We start from the raw sequence: 26,460 nt of genomic DNA, 5'->3' as shown, positions 1-26,460 counted from the left end.
TCTCGCCAGTTTGCAGATTCAAAAAAGGTCGATCGGCCACATATTCGCAGGGCGATCTTCAACACGCTCAATCTCACCCAACTCACGGTTTATCTGCGCCATGATTAACATGGCAATCTCAAACTCACTTTGATCGTCCAGACCTTGCGTTGTGATGGCGAAGCAGATACGTCGACAGGTGCGCAATTGTGCGCGAATAGAGACAGTTTCTGTAGCAAAACGATTAACCAGAGGGGCTAACCGGTCAGGCGTGGCCAGTGGCGCAACTAAAGTCAACCACCACACCCGTTCCCAACAATTTGCTGCCAGACGTATTCTCGGTGGCATGGGTGGGTATTCAGAACTCTTGTAAACCGGTGTATGCATTCGGCGGACATTCGCTTCAGTCATTCTATTTGCCTCGATTGAAGTGTGCAGAGATGTCCTTTCGCCTGCTCTAATGCATCACTACTATACAGAAAATGGAAATTTGTCAAATTATTGGCCAATTTTCCGGCACTTTTACTGCAATTTCGTGAAACAGATCAAATATTCGGCGAATGCCGGTAACGGGGTAATGTACAAGGGAGGCACTACGCCAATATCACCGGAACAACAAATTACCGGTGACATTCAGCGCGAAATATCAGGTTTTACAGTAGACGTTATACAGAACTTCAATGATTTGCTCAGCCTCTCGACTGGCAATTTGGTAATACACTGTTTGAGCTTCTTTTCGAATACTCACCAATTCATCTTTTCGAAGTCGTGCAAGGTGCTGCGACAGGGCTGATTGGCTTAGCGGTATTCGCTCATTGAGCTCGCCAACACATTTCTCGCCCGACACCAAATTACACAGTATCAATAACCGGCTTTCATTACTCAGGGCTTTCAATAGCGCAGCCGCATTACCTGCATTGGTTTCTAACTGTTCAATGGGAAGGCTGTTCGTTTCCATTCAATCACCCATAATTCAAAGCGCTCATTCTAAAGCAAATTTATCATCAGCACTATGTTGCGCTATTCCTTTCAGCGATCCAATACCCTATCCTGCGTCAAATTTTGCAGGCACGGGAGGTAAAATTGGTGGAAGTATACAAACAAGCTCACATTCATCGAGCCATCGGTAGTGTCATATATGATGCCTTAATCCTGCTGGGCTTACTCATGATTGCTGGTTTTATCGCTGTCGGCTTGCATTTCTGGGTAACAGGTTCCGAAGTTATTCCGCACAATCTGATCTTTCAACTCTACCTGCTGGTTATCATCATCGGGTATTTTCTATACTTCTGGCGTAAATCTGGTCAAACCGTCGGTATGAAAGCTTGGCGCATTAAGCTGGTCAACCTAAAATCAGGAGCACCCACTTCTAAACAAATGTTGATTCGTTTATTAATTGCTCTTCCAGCCTATACGTTGCTGTGCGTCGGGGTGTTTTGGCAGTATTGGTCGAAAGACGGCTTAACCTGGCAAGACAAGGCTAGCCATACCAAACTTATCCATATACCCAAAAAATGACCGCTTGGCTGGAACAATTCCAGCCAAACCCAGTTAAAGTACTTTTGTGTCTTAATTCAAACAACTTCTTACACTGTTTAGTTTCATCTAAACATGCAGCTAAAAGCGTACATTTGCCTGACCTCGTCTAAGCTTTCCTGTAAGGGCCTGTTTACGTTTCGATACTCGAATCAATCAGTCTTTAGAGAATTGAGAGTTTACCTGTATTGATACGGTTGTAATTCCAGAAATCGACACGACAATGGCTACTCTGAGAAACGCCTGTAAACAGTGTGTTTTGCAAACACCAATCATAAAACTGTTACTGCAGACGTCATTAACCAGAGTTGAACACGATAACAACCATAATGCGATGATTGGCAACGACTCAACAGTTAGCCTTGTTCGCCAACGCGTGATTCAACCGCACCATTAATAACCAATTAAAAATGGGTTTAGACCATGAAAATTACCGCTTCACTTCCAGACTATAACCAGGTTGCACAGGAACTATTGGCCGTTTTCTATTTTGATAACGCCGAATCGGCCAGCTTCACCGCCCTAAAGAAGGCAAATGGCAATTTGGTTGATTCACTGCTGGAACGCAAAATCATCAAGTCCACTAGCGGACATATCACGTCTCTGTTTGGCCATGCTGACTTGCCAGCGCAAAACATTTTGATTGTTGGCTGCGGCAAGCGAGACGAATTCAACGAAAACGCATTTATTAAAACCATTAAAAGCCTGGCAGCAGAAGTCAAGAAAACATCGTCCACGTCAATTGCCATTCCTATTGATGACATCAAACCTGCGAATCACACGGCACAGTGGTGCGCTGAAAAGACGGTTGAATCATTACTGACGGCCATGTATGAATACGATGCAACCAAAAGTGTTAAGGCGGAACCGACTACATTGACCTCTGTGTCGTTACTGGCAGACGAGCAGAATCTCGAGTTGAGCATCAAAACCGGTAAGTCGATGGCTCATGGCATTAACTTGGCTCGGGAGCTGGGTAATCTACCGGCGAATGTGTGTGACCCAGCCTATCTGGCAGAGCAAGCGACCAATCTGGCTGACGCCTACGATGAAATCGAAGTGGAGGTTATCGAAGAATCGCAGATGGAAGAAATGGGTATGGGTGCATTTTTGGCCGTTTCCCGTGGTAGTGAAAAAGCCGGCAAAATAATCATTTTAAAATACAATGGTGGCAGTGAAAGTCAGCAACCTTACGTATTAGTGGGTAAAGGTCTGACCTTCGATTCCGGCGGCATCAGCATCAAACCTGCTGCAGGCATGGAAGAAATGAAGTGGGACATGTTAGGGGCGGCCTCTGTCTTTGGCGTCATGAATGCGATTGCCGAGCTAAAACCGGCACTAAATGTGATTGGTGTAGTGGCGACGGCAGAAAACATGGTCAGTGGTGGCGCAACCCGCCCTGGCGATGTAGTGACCTGCATGAACGGCAAAACGGTTGAGATCATAAACACCGATGCCGAAGGTCGCTTGGTCCTGTGCGACACCTTAACCTACGTGGAACGTTTTAATCCGGCCAGCGTCATTGATATCGCGACCCTGACCGGTGCTATCGTCATCGGCCTCGGCCACCACGCTACGGCGGTTTACGCAAACTCTGATGATTTGCAGCAGCAACTGCTAAGCGCGGGTAAGGCAGCTTGGGACCGAGGCTGGCCAATGCCTCTTTGGGATGACTATAAAGAAGAGTTGAAATCACCATATGCGGATTTCCGAAATGTGGGTAGCCGCGCTGGGGGCAGCATCACGGCCGCAATGTACCTTTCGGAGTTCACCAAAAACTACACTTGGGCCCATCTTGACATCGCCGGTACTGGTTGGAGTAACGCCAAAGATGGAGCCTCCGGCCGCCCAGTGGGCATGTTAACCCAATACCTACTGGATCGAATTCAGTAAGATAAAGCGAACCCAGACCAAAGCAGGCCATAGTGCCTGCTTTTTTATGCCCTACAGGCCTGGAGCAAAGCCTTATTACCTGGGCATGCCAGAGGTTGAGCAATTCACAATCAGCAATGCTTTGTGAATTGGTTCATTTCATTTTAGAATTCAGGGCTATTCAGCGTGCCAATAATGATCAAATTATGACCAAAATAGATTTTCACATCTTACCGACAGACCAAGAAATAGATGTGTTCCACTACGTGGCCCGCCTGGTTCAGAAAGCATTAAATCGTTCGCATAGAGTGTTGATCGCGACTAAAGATAATCAGCAAACCAACCAAGTCAGTGAGGCGTTGTGGGGGTTTCAACCGGAGGCTTTCCTGGCTCACACTCTCATAGACAGCAATGACTTCAGCCTACAGATTACCCATACCGATACGTGTGGTGATCACCACGATGTGCTGGTAAATCTGCGTTCAGATATCCCGCCCTATTTTTCGCGTTTTGAACGTGTCTTCGAGCTGGTCAGCCAACATCCGGACCGACTCAATGCCAGTCGTGATCGATATCGATACTATAATGATCATGGTTATGCATTAAAGCGTCATGACTTGCGAGACCGGGTTGCACCATGACCGATCAATCCAGCCCAAGAACACTCATTGAAGATTTAGAGGCGATACGTAAAAGCCTCGATAAAATAGCGGAATCAAAAACTGAAATCCCCACGCTTGAAGAAATCGTCGGGCACCGGGCCCCTACAACGGTCAACCCGTCAAACCCGTTCTTGTCCAGCTCTTCATTATCAGAGTTGATAAAAATCCGCAATGAAGCCGAAGCCCGTGCCGCACAAGAACTGGCAGACATGGCGCCGGTCAAATCGATTGAGGAAATATTGGCAGAACCACCGAAAGCGCCGGACCCGGAAGTTATCATTGAACAGATGGAAGCCATGTTCGATTCGTGGGTCGAAAACTCGGTATCGCAATATATGGAGATTTTTGAAAGCGAATTGCGCAATCGTCTGCAACAGGATTTTCGGGACCTGGTCGGCCAATGGTATATAGAGCATGAACTGCCATTGCCAAAAAGCTTTGAACACCGCCAGGATCCAGCCGACGAATCGGAAGATGAACCGCAAGCCAAACCTGATTCCGGTGAATAAGCCCCCCTGTTCGGCGCAACACCCCTGACCTGAGCAAATCATCTATGTATAATCGGCAGACTTGTGCCAACTAACCACACGACCGAGAAAGAGATCTAGACCCTCATGGAAAAAACCTATCAGCCAAGTTCGATCGAGACTAAACATTACGAACATTGGGAGCAAAGCAATTACTTCCAACCCAGCGGCAATGGCGCCCCTTACAGCATTATGATTCCGCCGCCAAATGTCACGGGCACGCTGCACATGGGTCATGCTTTCCAGCAAACCATCATGGACGCCTTAACGCGGTACCATCGTATGATGGGCCGGGATACGTTGTGGCAACCCGGGACCGATCACGCCGGCATTGCCACGCAAATGGTGGTAGAACGCCTATTGGCTGCAGACGGTAAAACCCGACATGATCTGGGCCGGGAAACCTTTATTGACCGAGTTTGGCAATGGAAAGCTCAGTCAGGAGGGACCATCTCTTCTCAAATGCGTCGCCTGGGTGACTCCGTGGATTGGACCCGCGAACGCTTCACCATGGATGAGGGTCTGAGTGAAGCGGTGCGTGAAGTCTTTGTACGACTGTTCGATGAAGGCCTGTTGTATCGGGGTAAACGCCTGGTTAACTGGGACCCCAAATTTCATACGGCCATTTCAGATATTGAAGTAGAAAACAAAGAAGAACAGGGATCTTTGTGGCACTTCCGCTACCCATTAGCCGATGGTGTGACTACGGTAGATGGCAAATCCTATCTGGTTGTTGCCACGACTCGCCCAGAAACCATGCTCGGAGACTCCGCAGTCGCCGTTCATCCAGACGATGAGCGTTATACTGCTCTGGTGGGTAAATATGTTGAACTGCCCTTGGTTGGCCGACGCATTCCTATCATCGCCGACGACTATGTAGAAATGGATTTTGGAACCGGCTGCGTCAAAATTACGCCCGCGCACGACTTCAATGACTATGAAGTCGGCAAGCGTAACGGCGCACAATTAATCAATATTTTTGATAAAAGCGCAGCCGTCTTACCTGTCGCCGAAGCTTTTGAATACAGCGGTAAAGCACTGGAAGATTTCGACGGTACCTTGCCAGACGGTTACGCTGGCCTGGATCGATTCGATGCACGTAAGAAAATCGTCGCTGAATTCGACGCACTCGGCTTGCTGGACTCCATCAAAGACCATACCCTGATGGTTCCCCGCGGTGATAGATCGCATGACGTGATCGAACCTTGGCTCACCGATCAGTGGTACGTGGCTGCTACCAAAATGGCACAGCCGGCCATTGATGCCGTTAAAAACGGCGACATCGAATTCGTGCCCAAGATGTACGAGAACGAATATTACAACTGGATGAATAATATTCAGGACTGGTGTATTTCACGCCAGCTCTGGTGGGGTCACCAGATTCCTGCCTGGTACGATAAGGACGGCGGCGTTTACGTTGGTCGCAGCGAAGAAGAAGTTCGCACGAAGTACACACTGGACCCATCTTTGGAACTGCGACGAGATGAAGATGTACTCGACACCTGGTTCAGTTCTGCATTATGGACATTCTCAACGCTCGGTTGGCCACACGACATGGACATGGTGCGCCGCTTCCATCCGACGGATGTCCTGGTAACCGGTTTCGACATCATCTTTTTCTGGGTTGCCCGCATGATCATGATGACCCTGCATTTCATCAAAGATGAAAACGGCAAAGGCATCATTCCTTTCAAGAAAATTTATATGACGGGTCTGATCCGTGATGAAAACGGCCAGAAAATGTCCAAATCCAAGGGCAACGTTATTGACCCAATCGACTTGATTGACGGTATTGACCTGGAAACGCTGGTTGGTAAACGAACCAGTGGCATGATGCAGCCCCAGTTGGCTGCAAAAATTGAAAAAAATACACGAAAATCATTTCCGGACGGCTTCGCTGAATCTGGAACGGATGCATTGCGCTTTACGTTGACTTCGCTAGCCTCCTTGTCACGTGACATTAATTTTGATGTCAAACGCTTAGAAGGCTACCGGAACTTCTGTAACAAATTATGGAACGCCGCACGCCTGGTGCAGATGAACACTTTTGCACAGGTCGAAGGCAGCGACGAACTCGGTGCGCCACTCGATTGCGGTCAGCATGGTGGCGAAATGGAATTTTCGCTGGCGGACCGCTGGATTCGCTCGCGCTTTCAGAAACTGGAAGCCGAAGTTCATAAGCATTACCAACAATACCGTTTTGATCTGATGAGCCAGACGCTCTACAGCTTCATTTGGGACGAATACTGCAGTTGGTATCTGGAATTGTCGAAACCAGTGTTCTGGAATGAAAACAGCACCGACGCTCAATTACGGGGAACACGGAAAACCGTGGTCGGTGTCCTCGAAGCATTGTTGCGGTTAATACACCCCATCATGCCGTTTATTTCTGAGGAAATCTGGCAGAGTCTGAAGCCTGTATCTGGAGAAACGGGCGACTCTATCATGCTGGAGCCTTTCCCAATGCCGAACAATGCGAGCATCGACAGTGCTGCTGAAGCTGACCTGGAATGGGTTAAAGGTGTGATCATGGGGGTTCGCAACATTCGTGGCGAACTGAATATCGCACCGAGTAAAGCCATTTCTGTTTTACTGGCGAATGGCGATGCTGAAGACAAACGTCGATATCAGGAAAACGAAGCTTTCCTGAAACAGTTGGCGAAACTCGACAACATTCAATGGCTGGAAGCCGCAGATCAAGCCCCGGCGAGTTCACAGGCGTTGGTTGGGCATCTGAAAGTTCTGGTGCCAATGGCTGGACTTATCGATGTTGCGGCCGAAAAAGCACGAATTGCGAAAGAAGTGGAAAAAACGCAAAAAGAACTGGCTCGCATCGAAGGCAAGTTGACGAACGAGAAGTTTATCAGCAAAGCGCCGGATGATGTTGTCGCTAAAGAAAAAGAAAAAGCCGAGGCACTGAATAGCAAGCTCATCGATCTGAATGCACAGGTCGCGCAATTAGACGCCCTGTAAGACAGCCTGCTGCAATAACATATGACACCCGCTCAGGCGGGTGTCATTGTTTCTGCATACACCAAAACCGGGAGAAACTAACCTATGACAATCGACCTGGAATTTGACAAAAACCATTTGTGGCACCCCTACACCTCAACGACCCACCCTTTACCTTGCTATCCGGTGGAACGTGCAGCGGGTGTAAACCTGGTTTTTGAAGACGGCACCGAAGTGATTGATGGCATGGCATCTTGGTGGTCGGCAATTCACGGCTACAATGTTCCCGAATTAAATGAAGCCGCGTACCAGCAGTTGAGCAAAATGTCACACGTCATGTTTGGTGGCCTGACACATGAACCCGCCATTGAATTGGCCAAAAAACTGGTGGCCATGACCCCGGAAAAACTGCAGAAGGTTTTTCTTGCCGACTCGGGTTCTATCGCTGTCGAAGTTGCGCTTAAGATGGCCATTCAGTATTGGGCAGGCAAAGGCTTACCGCAGAAAACCCGTATGGTGACCGTCAATAATGGTTACCACGGTGATTCGTTCGGAGCGATGAGTGTATGCGACCCGATAAACGGCATGCACAGTTTGTTTGAATCGGTGTTACCGAAATCCCTGTTTCTGGGAGACATCCCACAGGGCTTTGACCGTGAGCCCGATGTACTGGAGTTGGCTCAATTTGAGCAGGCAATAGCGGCCCAAAAGGATGAACTGGCGGCTTTCATTATAGAGCCGGTGGTCCAGGGCGCCGGTGGGATGCGGATCTACAACCCGGTTTGGCTCAGCCACATCCGACGTTGGTGCGATCAATACGAGATTTTGCTGATTGCCGATGAGATAGCGACCGGCTTTGGCCGCACAGGCAAGCTCTTCGCTTGCGAGCACGCTGATGTTACGCCGGACATTCTTTGCTTGGGTAAGGCCATCAGCGGTGGTTATATGACCCTGGCAGCGACCCTGGCTACGGATGACGTCGCCCACCATGTGTGTGCTTCTGAAGCGAGCGTATTTATGCATGGACCGACCTTTATGGGAAACCCCCTCGCCTGTGCCGTCGCGAATGCTTCCATCGAGCTTTTACAAACCAAGAACTGGCAGCAGCAGGTGCGGACCATTGAAAGCGCTCTGATTGACGCTCTGCACCCACTTAAAGACTTGACATCTGTCTCGGACACGCGGGTCATTGGCGCTATCGGGGTGATGGAAATGCGAGAGCCGGTCGATGTTATGCAAACGCAATCATTCTTTGTCGAACGGGGCGTTTGGGTGCGGCCGTTTGGTAAGCTGGTTTACATTATGCCTGCTTACTCCATGAGTCCTTCTCAATTGCAGACGGTGGTAAGTACCATGGGAGCGTTCGCGGAGCAACAATCCTAAGTCTGAAGCAGCTCGGAAGGGTTAGGGTCTATCTCTGCTGGTTTAGAAAGACCCGAATTTCAAATTAATATCTGAAGTCAATATTCAGTATCTGGGCAAAGGGCCCGCCATTCACGGCAATACTCCCTTCGCTTTGTCGAAAGTACGGTAGCTCGAATGAGTTTGAATTGATTTAGCGGAGCCGGGTTGCCCTTCCTCGACCGGATGTCGTTGAGGCACCTTTTCCGGCAACCGATTTTTCAGCGGCGGCCTTTTTCTGGGCCAGTTTTTTACGTAACTGCGCTTCGCGCTTGCGCTGGCTGTGCGCGGAAATCATTTTTAAGACCAGAATAACGCCAAGCATACCTGCGAAAATGAGCAGCAGTGTCATCAGCTCACTTGATGACCCTTCTCCATTCATATACCTGGCCATCCCCTGTATACGGTCCGTCTGGTTGTAGCTGCGGGGTAATAAATGGGTTATACCAGTTAACATTATGTCCTCTTTTAACGGCAAATCTATTAATAATACGTGAACACAGGTTGACCGGGTCAATCCTGCCGGTGATCAGAGCCTGTTCACACTCATTTTCCTGCTTCTGCGTGTGATCCTATTCCAGAGCGCAAAGCGGAACGCGCGCTGGGTAGTTAATGCACCTGAGTCAGTGACAACGCAGACGCTCGGGAATAGGAGCGTGGGCCTTTGGGTTGTAACTATTTACCGGCCATTCATTGTTGCTCTTCTCTTATATGGAATAACCATACAAAGCTCATCTAGCCTAGACTGGCCGACATTTAGAAACAACGATCACTGTAAAATGAGTGTGAACAGACCCTAGTAAACTAACCAACTCAACATCGAATAACGGGCCGTTTTCCCAACGGCGATCCAACCATAACTGGTCCAGCGCGACATTTTGAGCAAGCCTGCGCCAATGGGTAAAAAATCACCGACCAGCGGTAACCAGGACAACGCCAAGAACGGCGAGCCAAAACACCTCAGCCGATTTTGCCACCGCGCCATATCACCTTCGCTGTGTCCATAACGACGCTCTACCCAGGCTTTTGATCGATAGGCAAGTTCGAACATAAGCATAGCCCCCAGAGTATTACCCACCGATGCCACCATTAACAACGGTAACAAAGCGTCAGAATTTTGATGCAAGTAAGCTAAGAAAACAGCCTCAGAAGCCAGCGGCCAAAGAGTGGCAGAGACAAAAGACACAAGGAACATCGAAGAAAACATGAACACCATCATACTCCGGTATAAGTCTTTGAAAAATAGCGTCGTTTTATTGCGCCAGCTCAATTTTCAGAGGCGTAACTAAACGTGAATTAGACTATATTAGCGTGCATGAAAAGGTGATTACTGAAACGGCCTGATTGGTTTTCAAAGATGTTCATTTGTACGCCATGAGCAGAATTAACGACCATCTTTGAACGTCAGACTCATAACCTCACAAGGGTAGAGATAAGACCGACTTTTTTACAGTAAATCGGAGCAACCTCATGTACAACAATCTATTAGCACTTGGCATTAACGACCTTGATAATATCAATGGTTACACATTATCGACAGAAAAAAACAGAGACATCCTGAAAATTCGCTTCCGGACCACGAAAGGCCACTTCTTTAAGCGAACTGCCCGGTTTATCTATCCTCGTCAACACAAAATCGTGACTGTCGACAGCGGCACCCGTACCAAGGTCCATATGACTGAAATCAGCCCAACATTGCGTTATGTCATCGAGGAACTGGACCAGATCGCCTGCCATTAATTATCCATATATACCCCAGCCGATGGCCAGCCCTTGCTGGCCATTTTTTATTGAATGTTCCATTTAGGCGAAAAAACGGATCACTTCGTCTTTACGTTCCAGATCTGCATCTGATATTTCACTGATATTGAGTTTCGCAGCCAGCGCAGATTGGGTGAGTAGACTCGCAGCATCCGGGTCCGGTGCATTGACCAAAGCATTGGCAAATGCAACCACCTCGCGCAGAGATACATCGCTTTCTGGATTGCATTCCAGTGACTCATGAGCCGTCACTACATCAACCAACTCCGGTGAAAATTGCCAATACATCAGCAGTAAATTTCCCGCTTGCCCATGCAGATCTTTCAAGCCAGGTAAAAAACCTGGATCCGACAAGACCGATTCGGGTTCACTTTTTGAAAACTGGATAAGAGGGAGGTAGCCAACATCGTGCAGCATACCGCCCAGCAAAGCTTTATTAGCATTGAATGCCTTACCCTTTTCGCAAATCACATAGCCTAATGCTGCAACTTCCACACTATGGTCGCGTACGGTTCGGATCAGGTTACCGTAGGCCCCCTTCGGCGGATTCATCAGCTGCATCAGGGCAAAGTTAGTCACCAGCGTTTTGGTGTGTTCCAAGCCGACTCGGCTGATTGCGTGTTGAAGGCTACCTGTGTTGAAGCTGAAACCAAACAGCGAACTGTTGGCAACCTTTAGTATCCGTGCTGATAATGCCGGGTCCTTAGCGATTTCTCGGGCAACTGAAATAGCGGAAGCATCGTCCGAACTGGCCACCTCCCTCGCCCGCATTGCCGCTTGCGGAAACGCGGGTAAAACCAACCGGTTTTGACTGAGCGACTCTACCATGCGGTTGAAAACAGTGTGATCCATTCAAACTCCACAGAAAATTCAGCATTTAGACGTGAGTATAGCTAGAGTTTTTGGCTTCGCCGCAGTTAAGGATTGCTCTCAGCGGCATAGTTTATCAGACTGTGGCAAAATGACCGTAGATAACCATCTGGGCGACATATGAGTGAACGACAAGCCATTCTGAACAGTTTGAAAACGGACGGCGAGTTAACGGCGCAGGAAGCCGCTGACCGAACTGGTTTAACCAGCATGGGGGCACGTGGACACCTGGAACGCCTGGAATCACAGGGATTGGTCAGTTTCCGGGAAGTAAAGGAAGGTCGTGGTCGTCCCAAGCGATTCTGGTTTCTGACCCGCGCAGGGCACCTACAATTTCCGCAGCAATACGACCATCTCTCGATTGAACTGTTGAACAATATCCGCACAATTTTTGGACAGGACGGAGTCGATCAATTAATAGCCGCTCGCGAGCAAAACGCCTTGCTCAAATACCGACAGGCTCTTGCTGACCAGAATGATCCTTTGCTTAAAGTTCAGCGACTGGCAGCAGAAAGGTCCAAAGAAGGGTACATGGCAGAAGTGATTGCAACCGATCAAAACAGCTGGCAATTAATTGAACACCATTGCCCTATCTGTGCGGCGGCTGAAAACTGTCAGGGCTTCTGCTCTTCAGAGCTATCGGTTTTCAGACAGTCGCTGGGGGACGATTTTGAAGTGACCCGAAGTGAACACCTGCTGTCAGAAGGGCAACGGTGCCGGTATGACATCAAACAAAAATAAGGATCTGTAACTATGGCAACTTTCCGGTTTTTCGCTTACTTAGACCGCTTAAGATGGATAAAACGTTGGGGCTTAAAGCGCAATGTTATCGAAGAAAATGTCATGGAACACAGTTGGCAGGTTGCCACCATCGCCCATGCACTGACCATCATCCGATTTGAGATTTTAAACAAACCATCCGACGAGTTCACGCCCGATGAAGTCGCCACAACGGCCCTGTATCACGACTGCAGTGAAATTATTACCGGTGATCTGCCCTCCCCGATCAAATACCATTCCGACACCATTACCGATGCCTATAAACGCATCGAGGACGAAGCAGAACAAGAAATTTTGTCGCTTTTACCAACCCCACTTCAGGGTTCCTTCCGTAAATTTCTTTTGCACAAAGAAATTCACCCGGACGTTGCCCGTTTGGTGAAATCTGCGGATTTGATTAGCGCATACCTGAAATGTCAGGCAGAAATTTATGCGGGAAACCAAGAGTTTTCACGCGCCGAATCTGAAATCGAACATCAGATCCGGCACTTGAATCAACCGGAGGTAGACTACTTCATGAGCCACTTCGTGGAATCCTATCAATTAACGCTGGATGAATTGCTCAGCCAACATGAAGCGGATTATTCTGCGCCTGGTTAGTCAGGATTAACCCGCATTTGCACGAGAAGGTAAATCCAATCCCAAGCCACCGAGTATAATCGCAGCCAAGGTGCGGGTCGCTTCGGAGAAATCGTTGTCGTCTAAGCTTTCTTTACCCAACGCCCATGCGACCTGTGTCCCGAAGTCTGCGTAATGCTGCGTGCTGCTCCAAATCAGAAAAATCAAGTGAGAGGGAGACACGGCGCGGACCTTACCGGCATCGATCCAGGCTTGAATCACGTCACCCCGGTCATTCACCCAACTGTGCAGGTCTTTGGCTAAAAACTGCTCCAAATGGGGGGCTCCTTGAATGATTTCCATGGCAAAAATACGGGATGCCAATGGATGTGTTGATGAGTACTTAATTTTTGCTTCAATGTAGCTATATAAAACTTCAGCGGGATCAGATTCGACAGTTGCATCATTGAACGCTTGATTCCACATTTCCAGGATATCCGCCAATACCGCACCATATAATCCAAATTTACTTTTGAAGTAATACAGAATGTTGGACTTTGGCAAGTCGGCCCGGTCTGCGACGGCATTCAATGAAGTCCCTTTATAGCCGTTTTGTGCGAATTCTATTTCGGCGGCTTTTAAAATGTTCGCTTCGTTTTGCTGGCGTATGCGACCGGCTTTCTTGCGCGTTCGGAAGGCATCATTGAGTCGTTGCTGTGCGGTATCCAAAATCTTGTCTCTCTTAGGGCTATGGGCAAAATCCTGACCTAATGTACCACAATAAATTTCAGATGGGGTATGGGCGAATTGCGCTGATTTCGCAACTCAATGGTTCCGATCCCGCACAAACGCCGCTTATCATAGGGCACGTCAACTCTGATGGCGGCATAAAAAACCGTTGTTAAGGGCTGCATTAAGGTAAAAACAGATCGAAAATGGCACCTTTACTACGAGGGTCATTGGTTAACTGTATATAACCCTTTTTTTCTCCGTTCGAATGCATTTCCGCAATTTTCTGGCAAAAAAACAACCCCAAGCCTGTGGCACCTGACTGAAAACAGACGCTGTCCGGTTGATCCAACAGATTCAACATTTTTTCCGGGTATCCGTCTCCATCGTCGGTCATACGGATATTCAGCCAACCGTCCCGCTCACAGATATCAAAGCGCAGCATAGTTTTGGTATAGCGGATAGCGTTGGTTAGAACGTTTCCCAAGAGTCCTTCAATTAGATTGGCATCCATGTACCACATGCATTCTTCATCATCAAAATGAACCGTCAACGCAATTCCGAGCGAATCAAACAGTTCACTGTAGCGCGAGACAGCATCGTTGATGACGTCGGGGACATAAACTTCTTCAATGGCCGGTAAAAATGTTCCTTTATGCAGTTTGTACAGCCCGAGCATATGAACCATGCCGTTATTGATCCGACCGCACTCCAGTTGAATGCGACGGATTTCCTGCGCGCTTTCCGGGTCAGTTTTCTGAAGTTGCCGGAACACATCATTCAGTTGACTGTTTATCAGACCCAATGAATTTTTTACGTCGTGCACCGTCGATGCCATGATGGTTTGCATATCCATAAGGAACCCTATTGAATTTTTTTTAGATTTGCGTTCAGTTTGACAAAACGCTCGTACTGACTGTGATCTTCTGGCAGATATTTAAGTCTGCTCATGTATTCCAGACATAAATTGACTTCATCTTCATCAATGCCGTCGGTTTTCATTCTTAACATATGGGACTGAACAAAATTCAGAATGATACCTGGGTGCCTGGGCGATAACTCCATTGCACTACGAAAATATGGAATGGCTTGCTCATAGTTTTTATTTTTATACAATTCAATGCCTTTCAGGTTCAGAGCCTTAGCTTGCTTTCTCGATTCCATCGACACCGGTTCTGCCTGCAATTCATCGAATCGCCTGACGATGTCTGGGTAATCTTGATATTTCTTTTTGAATTTATTTACCAACTCGTCAGCGTCACTTTCTCGCTCGGCTTCATAGAGCGTTTCGCAAATAAAGTAAGCCGTATCCTCAATCACCTCATCCACATGTTCAAACGTTTGTGCCAGCAGTTCATTGACGGCTTCATGTGTTTTGGCCGCCAGCTTATCTTTTGAGTTACGAATGGTTAGAGCCTTACTAAACAACCGGGAATTTGGGTCGGCAGAATATCGCTCATTCATGCGACGGTTAACGCTGGCAATTTCCTTAGTGATCTCACGCTTGCGCTGGTCATTGTCGGTGTTCTGCTCTTCGACTTGCAGGTTTTTGATATATTCCTGAAAAATACCAACGTGCTCATGCATGGTTCCGGTGGACATATTCAACACATCGCGCAAGCCTTGACTCGCCCGGCGATAGTCTAGGTTGCGTTGAGCAATACGGATCAATTTGCGTTGCCGGTCAATGTTTTTCGGGGCCCTCTGCACAGCTTGCTCCAACCACTCCTGCATCTCTTCTTCTTTATCCAGCGCCTGTAAAGAGTGGGCAAGATAGTCGTAGGCCTCTACCAGATTCGGGTCCTTGCGTAACACTTCCTTAAAACCGGTTTCCGCAGATTCGTATTTATTCTGTATAAGATCGATACGATGCAACGCGGTTTGCGCCCAACTGACGAACCTTTTATCCAATAATCCGTGTAAAAAATGCTCAGCCTGAGTGAATTGTTTTAACTGAAACAACGCTTCGACATAGTTCTTCTGCGCGATAGAGCGATAGCGAGGGTGCTCTTCGATAATTTGCCTTGAGGCATCAGCGACCGCCGCCCAATCGTGTTTTTCCAGGGACACCAGCAAAGGCAATAACACCTGCCGACGCTCAAACCAGCGGTGCAATCGATTCGCCAATACTTCCATAGTAAATGGCTTAGCCAGGTAGTCGTCCGGTTCAAATTCCATAGCGCTAACCACAACATCCCGGGCGGTTTCTGCGGTAATCAGCACAAAAATGGTGCTTTGCTGCATCATTTTCCGAACTCGCCATTCTTCCAACAGTCGAGCACCGTCACGACCTTTTCCGAGGTTATAGTCGCAAAGAATCAGATCCACCTTGGCTTCCTTGAGGATTTTAGTGGCAGACTCTCCGTCATAGGCCTCAAAAACATTAACTAAACCAAGATCGATCAACTGTGCTTTTATTGACCGTCTGACATTGGCAAAGTCGTCAACGACCATTACTTTTTTATTTTTAAAGTTTGTCAGATCCATAGCATTCATTCTTGCAGCAATTCATAAAATCTAGACCACATTAAAGATTTTTGCTTCATGACCGCTAACAATGGTTGATGAGCAATTGAGCGGGACACCAGCCAATAGGTTAGCCGAACACTTGGCAAAACGAACAGCATTCTGTCGTTACACTTTTTTCTGTCCTTTTTGCTCTTAAAGGTTCTAAACGAACCGGTAATTACCGCAGCCAAATTCAAGGGCGCTGCTAAACTAAAATTATTGTGCCTTTTATCCAGGAGTTTACTGGCATGCGTTTTGTTGTATTTGTTGTGACCCTATTGGTGTCCGGAGTGTGTTACGCAAACTCCGTCGCCATTGTGGTACGTACCGGCGGTGACGTGGTGAAAACCAGTACCAGTAACGACACGCTTCCGGTAAAACGTCGTGATACCTTGTCTGAGGGTGACCAGATCAGTACCGGGGATGATGCGTATGCCACCTTGAAATTTGCCGATCAGTCGGTCGTTGATCTTAGCGAAAACACCACATTACGAATTACCCGATTCCGCCCGGACTCGGATCAGGGTAAAGCAAACGTTTTTCTCGAGTTACTGACGGGGAAATTACGCACCATTACGGGCAATCTGGCCAAAGAACCGAACGCATTTGATTTACGAACAGCCCACGCCAGTATTGGCGTAAGAGGCACAGAGTTTGAGGTTCAGCTAGTTTCAGATTCCGAAACTCAGGTACTGCGGCACTCTGGCTCCGTCATTGTTCGCAGTTTGGAATTTCAGGGTCAGGTTGTGGAACTGACAGAAAGTCACCCCAGGGCATCCGTCACTCTGGGCTCACCGGCTAAGTTGATGGATGCTCCCGGTGCGCCGTCTCTGGGTCCGATACCTGCGAACATTCTTGAATTGGCCAATAGCCTGAGCGCTCCACCTCTGATTCCCGTCGCCGTCGTCGCTGTACCGGCTGTTGTTCCCCTATCGGCCAACGGCAATACGCCCGTTGATACCGGCTCTCGGTCTGAATCTCTGGAACCAATTGAAGCCTTTGTCGCCATGGTTAATAACAACCAATGGGCCGAGGCTCGACTGCTGGCCAATGAATTGATTGAGCGATTTGAAGGTCTGCCCCGGTTCGATCTCTATCACGGCCTATTACTGATGGCAGAAAACAACCCGAATGAGGCGATCTTCTCCTTTGAACGGGTGCTGGTGTTTAACCCGGAACAACATCGTGCTCGGTTGGAGCTTGGCAGAGCCTACCTGATGACCGGCAACTTCAACCGCTCACGCGATGCCTTGAATCAGGTTTTATTGGCGAATCCCCCCACGAATGTCCGTCGCAACGTTGAAACGCTTTTAAAACAGGTCGATGAAGCCGAGTTACGCGCCATGTCAAAAACTGAGTTTGGTGGCACCATCGTGGCAGGATGGGACAGTAACGGCAACGCCGGTAGCAATTTGGATGGTCCACTGGACCCGAACCTGCTTGGCTTGACTGAACTTAGTGGCGTATCCACACCGGTTGAATCGGGCTTTGTGCAGTGGTCAGTCACGACCGGAATGTCAACACCAACGAGCCAAACCGCACGGAACCAATTCTCGGTCGACTTCACCAACAAAAACTATTTAGATGCTGCGCTGAACGATACCAGTGCCTTAACGCTGGGCACCGTGATAAACGGCCAGCAAGGCCGATGGCGCTCACAAATACCGTTAACGGGTCAATTGAGCTGGCTAGACGGACAGACCTGGCAAGGCTCAGTTTCAGCCGGATACAGCCAACATTACCGGGTTTGGGGTCCCTTATGGGCGGGCGTCAAAATTGGAACACAAATGAACGTTGCACTGGACGATGCCAATGTTTCGAACGCCAAAGATTTGGCAGGTATCGTCTTTGACGCTCAGGAACGTGGGCGAGTTCACACTTTTTCGTCACTCTATTTGCAGACGATGCAAGCCGGGTTAGATGATGGTCACAGTGAATGGCGGGGAATCGCCAATCGGTATCAATTGGTATGGACGCTCCCTTGGAACATCAGGGCGAACTTCGCAGCTGAACACCAGTGGCGACGTTATAAGGCAGACGATCTTTTTTTTACCGAGAACGATGTCTCGACAGATCTGAAGCTTCGCCAGGATCAGGTAATTGCGATGGAGTTGCAAGGTGCATGGGCACCAACAAATTGGCTGCAAACACAAACTCAGTTGAGCTGGGAATGGGTAGACAGCAACATCAACGTTTATGGTCGAGACCGAATCACGGCCAGTCAGGCCATCAGCGTTAGATTTTAGAGGGGCACTGTGATGAAGACTCGACTGTGGCACGTGTTCATTCTGGTTTTACTGACCGGTTTGGGCGTCGATATGGCGTACGCCAGCATCGGCAAAGTTATTATCGCCAAAGGCGAAACCTACGCACTGGACAGCGCCAATAATCCTCGTCCATTGCAAAGACGATCGGATGTATTGGAAGGTGACACACTGGTAACCGGTGCTGACAGTGAAATTCACATCCGGTTTAAAGATAACGCTGTGTTGGCCTTACGGGCCGATTCGCAACTGAAAATCAGTGAGTACCAAAACGCTGAGGACGGCAACCAAGAACGGGTACTCATGGAGCTGTTGTCCGGTGGTTTTCGAACCATCACGGGTTCTTTCGGTAAATCCAACAAAGATGCTTATCAAATCAAAACACCGAATGCCAGTATTGGTATTCGCGGCACCAATTACGAAGCGATTTTAACGCAAGACAATCTCATAGTAGGCGTGTACCAGGGCGGTGTTCGGCTCCAGAATCAGGCAGGCAGTTTCAACCTGGGCATAGACAGTGCGTTCAGTTTCGCACAGGTGGCCGGTCAAAACGCCGCCATACAGGGCTTACTGGAAGCTCCGGCAGAGCTATCCCAACCGCTTGCGACTTCCTTTAATGCACCTCCAGCAACCAATGAGGCCGATGACAGCGAAGCCACCGCAACCCTTAAAGATGAAGATAACGGTTTATTGGTCGAAGCCATTTTCGATGACAAACCAGCACGACAGTCTGACACAGATACTCCAGATGTACGTCCGCTGGGCTCCCAACTGAGCGGTATCAGTGAACCTGATCCGGTTCAGCAAACGGTAACACAGATTTCAACAACGACCGATCTCAGTGCCTTTCAGGATGTTCGGTTAACCCAAGAACAGATCCGAGCGTTAGAAAACGGAGCGCCGGTTGGTTTTGTGGTGGTCAATGAAGACCCGACCGGGTATCGATTACCCGAGTACACCGCAAGCTTTGGTTATGCGGGCGGGTCATTTACCTCGACAGGATCATTGACCTTTGACCTGGTGCTGAAAACCGATTCCGGTGACATCACTTACACCATTGACCTTTCGAACCTGTCCGCGTCCAACATCATTTCCGAAATCAGTACACAGATTTCAACAATTGCAGGGGACATTGACGGCAAAGCAATCCTCCCCAGATTGAAGGTTGATCTAATCGGCGGAAAACTCGTGGTTAAGGGAATCATTGATGGTTCCGGTGCCGAGGTGATTTTCGCGAACTTCCAGGGCAATGACGCCATCGCTCTCGCTGAAGCTCTGGGTCTGTGCAACAGCAGCTCCATAGCCTGTAATGGCACATATAACCTCGGCGCACCGAGTGTCGCTAACTACAACAGCGCGGTCCACTTCGGCTATATGGTCAAGGGAGAAGACGGTCCGGTCTTTGTCAATTTCGACAACGAGAGCCTTAATGTCCTGGCTACAGGCTATAAAACACCCGATAACGTCTTCCGCGGCAACCCCAATGCGACGCTAACCGAATTTACCAGTGCCGACACCTCAAGCGACGGCAGCAATATGGTTAAGTGGGGGTACTGGAACACCAGTACTGTCAATCCAGCCCTGCTGTTGAAAGATCCGAAGGAGTTGAGTCTGGCAGAAACAGTCACAGCACCTTATTACTTCATCTCTGCACCACCGGCGAAAGCAGCAGATATGGTCGGTTTAAAAACCATGACGACGATTGTCGATTGGCATGCCACCAGCTCGACCACGGCAGGCATGCAAGATTACTCGGCCACTGACCCAGGATGCAACAATACCGCCTTGACGTGTTTGAGTAGCACCCTCGCCGTCGACTTTGGCAGTGCTGAAGCCACAGGAACCTTGGCCCTGTCCAATGTCGACCAAGACTGGGCCTGGCAAGTGGATTACTACGGCACTATTAAGGGCGCCCAGTTTTTCAGCGATTACGGCTACGGTACGTTGACCACGGCGAATAACACCCACGATGCAGTGGGCCACGTCGATGGTCTGTTTACCGGTGGTAATACCAGTCTCGGCTTTGTCGGAGGCTTTGGTTTGCAAACCACCGACGATCAACACCAAGCTCAAGGCGTGTTCGTCATTAAATAGCGAAAATATTAACAGTGAATGCTGCGGCTTATTGGCCGCAGCCACTTTTCGCGCCGCGCTTGCTTCCGAAATCCCCGCCTTTCCCCCGAAATAAACGATCTTTTTCCTCCTGCGCATGAATCAACCGCTGTTTTTTTGCTATTGTGCGTGCCGATAATCTTAATCTTGGAACTGAAAATGTCTGACCGTCCATCTTCTTTTGATAAAAACGACCTTATTGAATGTGGCCATGGCCGCATGTTTGGCCCTGGCAACGCCCAGCTTCCTGTTGACAACATGTTGATGATGGACCGCGTTACGCTGATTTCTTCGGAAGGTGGTGAATACGGTAAGGGCGTTATCCGAGCGGAACTCGACATCAATCCGGACCTGTGGTTCTTCCAATGCCACTTTCCTGGCGACCCGGTCATGCCGGGCTGTTTAGGTCTTGATGCCATGTGGCAGTTAGTCGGTTTTTACCTCGGCTGGCGCGGCAACCCGGGTAAGGGTCGAGCGTTGGGTGTGGGTGAATTGACCTTCAAAGGCCAGATCATGCCGGATGCAAAAAAAGTCGTTTACAAGCTTGAGATCAAACGTGTCATCGAAAGCCGATTGGTCATGGGCATTGCGGACGGTATCGTCGAATGCGATGGCAAGGATATTTACTTCGCCAAAGACCTGAAAGTTGGTTTGTTTAAACCAGAACAGATGAAGTGAGGTAGTCCAATGAAACGCGTAGTAGTTACAGGAATGGGCATTGTATCGTGCATTGGCAACGATATTGCCAGCGTCACTGAATCCCTGAAAGCCGGTAAATCCGGCATTTCGTTTAATGAAAAATACGCTGAATTGGGCATGCGCAGCCACATCAGCGGTACACCGAACATCAACTTGGCCGATCATATAGACCGTAAAGCTATTCGCTTTATGGGTGAAGCCGCGGGTTATGCCTACGTTGCGATGCAGCAAGCCATTGACGACGCGGGCTTGACGGAAGATCAGGTGTCAAACGTCCGAACCGGTATTGTTGCTGGCTCTGGCGGTGCAGACTCTGCCAGTCAAACGGAAGCCGCCAACATTCTGTTGGAAAAAGGGCTCAAGCGTGTTGGCCCCTACCGTGTGACGCAAACCATGGGCTCAACGGTGTCAGCGTGCCTGGCCACACCATTCAAAATCAAAGGCGTGAACTATTCCATCAGTTCAGCCTGCTCCACCAGCGCGCATTGCGTCGGCAATGCGATGGAATTAATCCAGCTCGGTAAACAGGACGTTATGTTCGCCGGCGGTGGTGAAGCCGAACACTGGACCATGAGCTGCCTGTTTGATGCCATGGGTGCGCTGTCGACCAAATACAACGACACGCCTGACCGCGCAAGCCGAGCTTATGACGCCGATCGTGATGGTTTTGTTATTGCCGGTGGCGGTGGCATGTTGGTCCTGGAAGAACTCGAACATGCCAAAGCCCGTGGCGCGAAAATCTATGGTGAACTGGTTGGCTATGGCGCCACCAGCGATGGCTATAACATGGTCGCACCCAGTGGCGAAGGCGCGGTACGCTGTATGCAAATGGCTATGCAGAATGTAAAAGGCAACATCGATTACATCAATGCCCATGGAACCAGCACACCCGCGGGTGATATCACCGAGTTAAATGCCGTGCGTGAAGCACTGGGTAATAATATGCCGCCTATCGCTTCGACCAAGTCTCTGACAGGCCACAGTCTGGGGGCTACTGGTGTTCAGGAAGCGATCTACTCACTGATCATGATGAAAGAAAACTTCATTGCGGCCAGTAAAAACGTCGACGACCTGGACCCGGAAGCCGGCAACGCCAATGTCGTTACCGAACGTATTGACAATGTAACCTTGAACAATGTCATGTCAAACAGCTTCGGTTTTGGCGGTACCAATGCAACGCTGGTGTTTGCCCGTTACTCCGACTGACATTGATTGCAGTTCAGACACGGCGAGCCACTGCTCGCCGTTTTTATGTCTGGGTTTTCTCAGAGGCAACTGTGGTGGTCTGTGATTCAATTGTTGCAACGGATCGCATTTAACGGCTGTCGTTGCTACCCTAAGATCCGCATAACCAGGTACCGACACCATGACGAATTTGGCACTCTTTGACTTTGACGGCACTCTGACCTCAAAAGACAGCTTTACCCCTTTCCTTTTTTACGCCACCCCCAAAAAACGCTTATGGCTGGGTCGGCTGTTACTGGCGCCTGTCGTGGCCGCATACAAACTGGGGATCGTTCCAGCATCAGTAATGCGTCCATTCACCGTTTACTTTTGCTTTCGTGGCCTGCACCAAAAACAACTCGATAAGCTCGGCGAACGCTATGCGAAACAGCATATCCCTAGCATATTACGCCCGAAAGCCATGGAACAGCTGCGCTGGCATCAGTCTCGCGGTGACCATATTGTGGTGGTATCGGCCTCGCTTGATACCTACCTGCGACCCTGGTGCCGGGCTATGAAAGTCGATCTGATTTGCTCCACCCTGGCCAGACAAGGCGATTATTACACCGGCAAATATCAACAGGGTGACTGTAGCCATCAGCAAAAATCCAAGCGTCTGCGCGCTGCAGTCAATCTGAAAAATTACCGGGATATCTATGCATATGGTGACACACCCGAAGATCAAGCGATGCTCGATTTAGCCACCATTCCCGTCTATCAATGGGACTTTTTTCCACGCTAACCCACCACGAAGGATAAAGAGACTTTACGAATGCAGATAAGACCCTACTTACCCAAGGATGAAGACCAGATTATCGACCTGTGGCACGCATGCGGATTGATCGTGCCGTGGAATGACCCCAAAAAAGATATTGCCCGTAAGCTTGCCGTGAACCCGGAACTCTTTATTGTGGCCGTACAAAACACGAACGAAACCGAACAGGTCGTTGGTTCGGTCATGGGAGGCTATGAAGGTCATCGCGGCTGGATAAACTATCTCGCTGTATTACCCGACCATCAAGGTACCGGGTTAGGCCGAAAACTCATTGAACAAACGGAAGCTTCTCTACTGGCGTTAGGTTGCCCAAAAGTGAACCTGCAGGTCCGCTCCACTAACACGCACATTGTGGAATACTATCGCTCACTGGGTTATTCCGAAGACAATGCCATTGGCATGGGTAAACGCCTGATCCCGGACACCTGATGCAGCTCAACACTTTGCTGGTTTTGTCCCCTACACTCTGCGCCAATTCATTCAGAGTCGGCGCAGATGGCACTCAGCGATTACATCACCACCTTTGGTCAATATCTAAAAGCCAAGTACGGCGAAAAAATTTACAAACTGTCATTGCACGCAGACGTTACTTGCCCGAACCGGGACGGCAGCAAAGGCATCGGCGGGTGCATTTTCTGTAACAATAAAAGCTTCTTTCCGAACGATTTCAAAATTCGACCGATTGCCGAGCAAATCACCGGCAACATCAACCGCTTGCAACAGAAAACCGGCGCCCGAAAGTACATCGCTTACTTTCAGGCTTATTCCAACACCTATGGTGACATCAATTACCTGAAACAGTTATATCAAGAAGCCCTACAATCGCCGGATGTGATTGGCTTATGTGTCGGAACGCGACCCGATTGTATTACCGAAGACGTATTGGAACTGCTGCATCAGATTCAGCAAAGTGGCTATGAAGTCTGGCTGGAACTGGGCTTGCAGAGCACTCATGACACCACTCTGGCGGCCATCAACAGAGGTCACACCTTTGCGGACTACCAGTCAGCCATAAAGAAAACAAGCCGCTATGGTTTGAACGTTTGCACACACCTCATCGCAGGGTTACCCGGCGAAACCAAATCCATGGTTCTGGACAGTTGGCACCGGGTTCTGGATGCCGGCGTTCAAGGCGTGAAATGGCACCCGTTACATGTTGTAAAAGGTACTCAACTCGCCAGAATGTGGAAGCAAGGTGATTACCGGAGTATTTCCAGAGAGAGCTATCTCGATATTGTTGGTGATGCACTGATCAATACGCCCAGAGAAATCATCGTGCACCGCGTCATGTCCACGGTTAGCCGAAAAGACCTGCTCATTGAACCGCAGTGGACAGACCATCGCTGGCCGGTCATGAATGGGCTGGAAGCCAAACTGGCTGCCGTCACTGCCCCTATCGGGTTCGCTGAAATGTCATGAAACACCACTGAAACAGCCTGAAAATAACAGGAAAATACTGATAAAACTGTAACAACCTGAAAATAAAAGTCAGCTATTTTCTGAAACAACCTGTAATTTCAGGTAAACACCAGACGGTTCTTGCCTTTCAGTTCACCACTGGCTAAATTCGAGCATGTAAGCGGTTACAAAAAATCAAGAGCGCCGCACATAACAGCGAGATGGCGTCCCAAACACACCATCAAACACCGAAAGAACATTCCATTAAGGACCGTAAATGCGCGTACAGAATGCACTTATATTATTCAGCCTGATCAGCTCAATGACACTGGCGGACGACCTGAACCAGGACACCCTGGCGGCTACCAGCCAGAAAAATACCGCAAGCCAACCCGTTTATGGTGCTGAACTGTACAGTCTCAAAAAAGTACTCTACGGACAATTCAACCTCCGTTTAAAAATGGTGTCTAAACCAGGCGTTGTCTCATCCTTTTTTACCTACGACAATGAGTCTTGGCAAGGCGAAGGACGCCCCTGGCGAGAAATTGATTTTGAAACCATTGGCCGCCATCCTGATTTACTGCAAACCAACCTGATTACCGGCACGGCAGAGGCCAGAGTTATGTCGGAGCAAACAACACCTGTTGACGATATCACGGACTTCCACACCTATTCGCTGATCTGGACACCGGAACGCATCGTCTGGAAAGTCGATGGTCAAACGATCCGGGAAGATCTTGCCAGCGCTTCACAACAGGTGCGAGACATGGCCGATACGCCACAAACCTACCGCTCAAATGTCTGGGTTTCTGAAGTTGTCGATTGGGTTGGGCAATTTGACGAAACGGAATTACCTCAATACCAGATCATCGACTGGATTGAATACTATAACCTGCAGGATAACGGCGAATTTAAACTGGCCTGGCGCGACGATTTTAATCACTTCGATTCAAAACGCTGGGGCAAAGGAAACTGGACATTCGACAGCAATCTGGTCACGTTTGCACCGGAAAACATCCAAGTCGTGGATGGTCAGTTGATCATGGGACTGACCGTTGGTTCAAAGGGCATTAAGCCATAGCCCGCAACGCAATTGCCTAACGGTTGTCATCGTCCCTCGGGACGGTGGCAGCCTCATCTTACCAACCAAGGCCAGGATAAGACGCCCGCTTTGAGTTCCAGCCAACACTACGCGCCGCTTAAAAACAATCCGCTGATACCATTCGCCACAAATTGAATCGCCAACGCTGCTAACAACACTCCTAGCAAGCGCTGAATAATTTCATCACCTGTTTTGCCCAACCATTTGCGCAACTGAGACGATATCAACGCTAGCAACAGCGTCACGGTCAATGTAATCAGCGCCGCGACAATCACCATCACCTGATCCACGACAGTAGGAGCTCCCGCCATTAATAACACAGTTAACGTCAGCGTGCCCGGCCCGGCCATGAGCGGTATGGCAAGTGGGTATACAGTAATGTGTCCGATCCGAACATCATGAGGCTGCTCATGCGTAGGTTCCGTGGTAATCATGCGAAATGCCGTATTAAACAACAAGATACCACCCGCTATGCGTAGTGCGTCCATTTCAATACCCAAGGCAGTGAGCAACGTCTCACCAAATAACGCAAACATTAGGATAATTCCAAACCCAATACACATTGCTGTCGCCATGGTTTTTGCTTTTAACTTTGTGCTTTGACCCAAGGTCAGGGAGTAAAAAATCAACGCACAACCTATCGGGTCAATAACGACAAAATAACTGGTCAGCGCATTAAAGAAAAAGGTTGAATTCATGGATATCCCAGCAAACAGCGATTCGATGTTAATGTACGATAGCAGAAGACGAT

The 26,460-nt window shown here is 49.0% G+C and carries 26 protein-coding genes; 17 read left to right on the top strand and 9 right to left on the bottom strand.

The genetic code is table 11. From position 1 onward, the window contains the following. Window positions 1-18: 18 nt before the first annotated feature. The gene (locus IYN85_RS04020) at window positions 19-390 is read right to left on the bottom strand and encodes a hypothetical protein (protein ID WP_196157541.1); all 372 of its coding nucleotides are present in this window, start codon (window positions 388-390) and stop codon (window positions 19-21) included. Window positions 391-625: 235 nt separating this feature from the next. Further along, window positions 626-937: a helix-turn-helix transcriptional regulator gene (locus IYN85_RS04015; protein ID WP_196157540.1), complete on the bottom strand. Its 312-nt coding sequence runs from the start codon at window positions 935-937 to the stop codon at window positions 626-628. Between the two features lie 128 nt (window positions 938-1,065). Here IYN85_RS04015 and IYN85_RS04010 point away from each other — a divergent pair, with 128 nt between their 5' ends. The 6 genes from IYN85_RS04010 (at window position 1,066) to bioA (ending at window position 8,911) form a co-directional block, all read left to right on the top strand. Next, on the top strand, window positions 1,066-1,497 hold the full coding sequence (locus IYN85_RS04010; protein WP_196157539.1) for an RDD family protein: 432 nt from the start codon (window positions 1,066-1,068) through the stop codon (window positions 1,495-1,497). Between the two features lie 441 nt (window positions 1,498-1,938). Beyond that, window positions 1,939-3,408 (top strand): leucyl aminopeptidase, encoded by a 1,470-nt coding sequence (locus IYN85_RS04005; RefSeq protein ID WP_196157538.1) that lies wholly within the window; start codon window positions 1,939-1,941, stop codon window positions 3,406-3,408. A gap of 185 nt (window positions 3,409-3,593) precedes the next feature. Then, window positions 3,594-4,028, top strand: coding sequence for a DNA polymerase III subunit chi (locus tag IYN85_RS04000; RefSeq protein ID WP_196157537.1), 435 nt, complete (start codon window positions 3,594-3,596; stop codon window positions 4,026-4,028). Beyond that, window positions 4,025-4,558, top strand: a complete 534-nt coding sequence (locus IYN85_RS03995; RefSeq protein WP_196157536.1) for a hypothetical protein — start codon at window positions 4,025-4,027, stop codon at window positions 4,556-4,558. The genes IYN85_RS04000 and IYN85_RS03995 overlap by 4 nt, the downstream gene beginning before the upstream one ends. A gap of 105 nt (window positions 4,559-4,663) precedes the next feature. Continuing rightward, entirely contained in the window at window positions 4,664-7,549 is a 2,886-nt protein-coding gene (locus IYN85_RS03990) for a valine--tRNA ligase (RefSeq protein WP_196157535.1), read from the top strand. 84 nt (window positions 7,550-7,633) lie between these two features. Next, complete coding sequence (bioA, locus tag IYN85_RS03985) at window positions 7,634-8,911, top strand: adenosylmethionine--8-amino-7-oxononanoate transaminase (RefSeq protein WP_196157534.1); 1,278 nt, start codon at window positions 7,634-7,636, stop codon at window positions 8,909-8,911. Between the two features lie 172 nt (window positions 8,912-9,083). Here the strand turns inward: bioA and IYN85_RS03980 are convergent, their stop codons facing one another. Beyond that, window positions 9,084-9,386: a hypothetical protein gene (locus IYN85_RS03980; RefSeq protein ID WP_196157533.1), complete on the bottom strand. Its 303-nt coding sequence runs from the start codon at window positions 9,384-9,386 to the stop codon at window positions 9,084-9,086. Window positions 9,387-9,725: 339 nt separating this feature from the next. Then, window positions 9,726-10,136 carry a YqaA family protein gene (locus IYN85_RS03975; RefSeq protein ID WP_196157532.1) on the bottom strand — a complete coding sequence of 137 codons (411 nt, stop codon included), beginning with the start codon at window positions 10,134-10,136 and terminating at the stop codon, window positions 9,726-9,728. 263 nt (window positions 10,137-10,399) lie between these two features. Here IYN85_RS03975 and IYN85_RS03970 point away from each other — a divergent pair, with 263 nt between their 5' ends. Continuing rightward, window positions 10,400-10,669: a DUF3461 family protein gene (locus tag IYN85_RS03970; protein ID WP_196157531.1), complete on the top strand. Its 270-nt coding sequence runs from the start codon at window positions 10,400-10,402 to the stop codon at window positions 10,667-10,669. A gap of 63 nt (window positions 10,670-10,732) precedes the next feature. On the opposite strand, the gene IYN85_RS03965 is transcribed toward IYN85_RS03970, so the two are convergent. Beyond that, window positions 10,733-11,542 (bottom strand): HDOD domain-containing protein, encoded by an 810-nt coding sequence (locus tag IYN85_RS03965; protein ID WP_196157530.1) that lies wholly within the window; start codon window positions 11,540-11,542, stop codon window positions 10,733-10,735. Between the two features lie 138 nt (window positions 11,543-11,680). Between IYN85_RS03965 and IYN85_RS03960 the strand changes: the two genes are divergently transcribed. Together IYN85_RS03960 and yfbR are read left to right on the top strand one after the other, a co-directional pair. Continuing rightward, window positions 11,681-12,301, top strand: a complete 621-nt coding sequence (locus IYN85_RS03960; RefSeq protein WP_196157529.1) for a metalloregulator ArsR/SmtB family transcription factor — start codon at window positions 11,681-11,683, stop codon at window positions 12,299-12,301. A 12-nt stretch (window positions 12,302-12,313) separates the two neighbouring features. Next, window positions 12,314-12,940, top strand: a complete 627-nt coding sequence (gene yfbR, locus IYN85_RS03955; RefSeq protein ID WP_196157528.1) for a 5'-deoxynucleotidase — start codon at window positions 12,314-12,316, stop codon at window positions 12,938-12,940. A gap of 6 nt (window positions 12,941-12,946) precedes the next feature. Here the strand turns inward: yfbR and IYN85_RS03950 are convergent, their stop codons facing one another. From IYN85_RS03950 to IYN85_RS03940, 3 genes are all read right to left on the bottom strand, one after another. Beyond that, a complete protein-coding gene (locus tag IYN85_RS03950; RefSeq protein WP_196157527.1) occupies window positions 12,947-13,627 on the bottom strand; it encodes a TetR/AcrR family transcriptional regulator in 681 nt (226 codons plus the stop codon). A 184-nt stretch (window positions 13,628-13,811) separates the two neighbouring features. Further along, complete coding sequence (locus IYN85_RS03945; protein WP_196157526.1) at window positions 13,812-14,483, bottom strand: sensor histidine kinase KdpD; 672 nt, start codon at window positions 14,481-14,483, stop codon at window positions 13,812-13,814. An 8-nt stretch (window positions 14,484-14,491) separates the two neighbouring features. Further along, window positions 14,492-16,114 carry a response regulator gene (locus tag IYN85_RS03940; RefSeq protein ID WP_196157525.1) on the bottom strand — a complete coding sequence of 541 codons (1,623 nt, stop codon included), beginning with the start codon at window positions 16,112-16,114 and terminating at the stop codon, window positions 14,492-14,494. 269 nt (window positions 16,115-16,383) lie between these two features. Here IYN85_RS03940 and IYN85_RS03935 point away from each other — a divergent pair, with 269 nt between their 5' ends. From IYN85_RS03935 to IYN85_RS03900, 8 genes are all read left to right on the top strand, one after another. Further along, window positions 16,384-18,381, top strand: a complete 1,998-nt coding sequence (locus IYN85_RS03935) for a FecR domain-containing protein (protein WP_196157524.1) — start codon at window positions 16,384-16,386, stop codon at window positions 18,379-18,381. 12 nt (window positions 18,382-18,393) lie between these two features. Beyond that, on the top strand, window positions 18,394-20,493 hold the full coding sequence (locus IYN85_RS03930; RefSeq protein ID WP_196157523.1) for a FecR domain-containing protein: 2,100 nt from the start codon (window positions 18,394-18,396) through the stop codon (window positions 20,491-20,493). Window positions 20,494-20,670: 177 nt separating this feature from the next. Continuing rightward, the gene (gene fabA, locus IYN85_RS03925) at window positions 20,671-21,189 is read left to right on the top strand and encodes a bifunctional 3-hydroxydecanoyl-ACP dehydratase/trans-2-decenoyl-ACP isomerase (protein ID WP_196157522.1); all 519 of its coding nucleotides are present in this window, start codon (window positions 20,671-20,673) and stop codon (window positions 21,187-21,189) included. A 9-nt stretch (window positions 21,190-21,198) separates the two neighbouring features. Continuing rightward, window positions 21,199-22,416, top strand: a complete 1,218-nt coding sequence (gene fabB / locus IYN85_RS03920) for a beta-ketoacyl-ACP synthase I (protein WP_196157521.1) — start codon at window positions 21,199-21,201, stop codon at window positions 22,414-22,416. 160 nt (window positions 22,417-22,576) lie between these two features. Continuing rightward, entirely contained in the window at window positions 22,577-23,176 is a 600-nt protein-coding gene (locus IYN85_RS03915) for an HAD family hydrolase (RefSeq protein ID WP_196157520.1), read from the top strand. Between the two features lie 30 nt (window positions 23,177-23,206). Beyond that, window positions 23,207-23,638: a GNAT family acetyltransferase gene (locus IYN85_RS03910; protein WP_196157519.1), complete on the top strand. Its 432-nt coding sequence runs from the start codon at window positions 23,207-23,209 to the stop codon at window positions 23,636-23,638. Between the two features lie 66 nt (window positions 23,639-23,704). Then, complete coding sequence (locus IYN85_RS03905; protein ID WP_196157518.1) at window positions 23,705-24,628, top strand: TIGR01212 family radical SAM protein; 924 nt, start codon at window positions 23,705-23,707, stop codon at window positions 24,626-24,628. A 256-nt stretch (window positions 24,629-24,884) separates the two neighbouring features. Further along, entirely contained in the window at window positions 24,885-25,688 is an 804-nt protein-coding gene (locus IYN85_RS03900) for a family 16 glycosylhydrolase (protein ID WP_196157517.1), read from the top strand. A gap of 107 nt (window positions 25,689-25,795) precedes the next feature. Here IYN85_RS03900 and IYN85_RS03895 read toward each other — a convergent pair whose 3' ends face one another. Then, window positions 25,796-26,407, bottom strand: coding sequence for a MarC family protein (locus IYN85_RS03895; RefSeq protein WP_196157516.1), 612 nt, complete (start codon window positions 26,405-26,407; stop codon window positions 25,796-25,798). Window positions 26,408-26,460: the final 53 nt, after the last annotated feature.

It is taken from the genome of Reinekea sp. G2M2-21 (genome assembly GCF_015687175.1).
Classification (GTDB): domain Bacteria; phylum Pseudomonadota; class Gammaproteobacteria; order Pseudomonadales; family Natronospirillaceae; genus Reinekea.
Note: the sequence above shows the minus strand (reverse complement) of the source record. Positions and strands in the feature narration are given on the sequence as shown.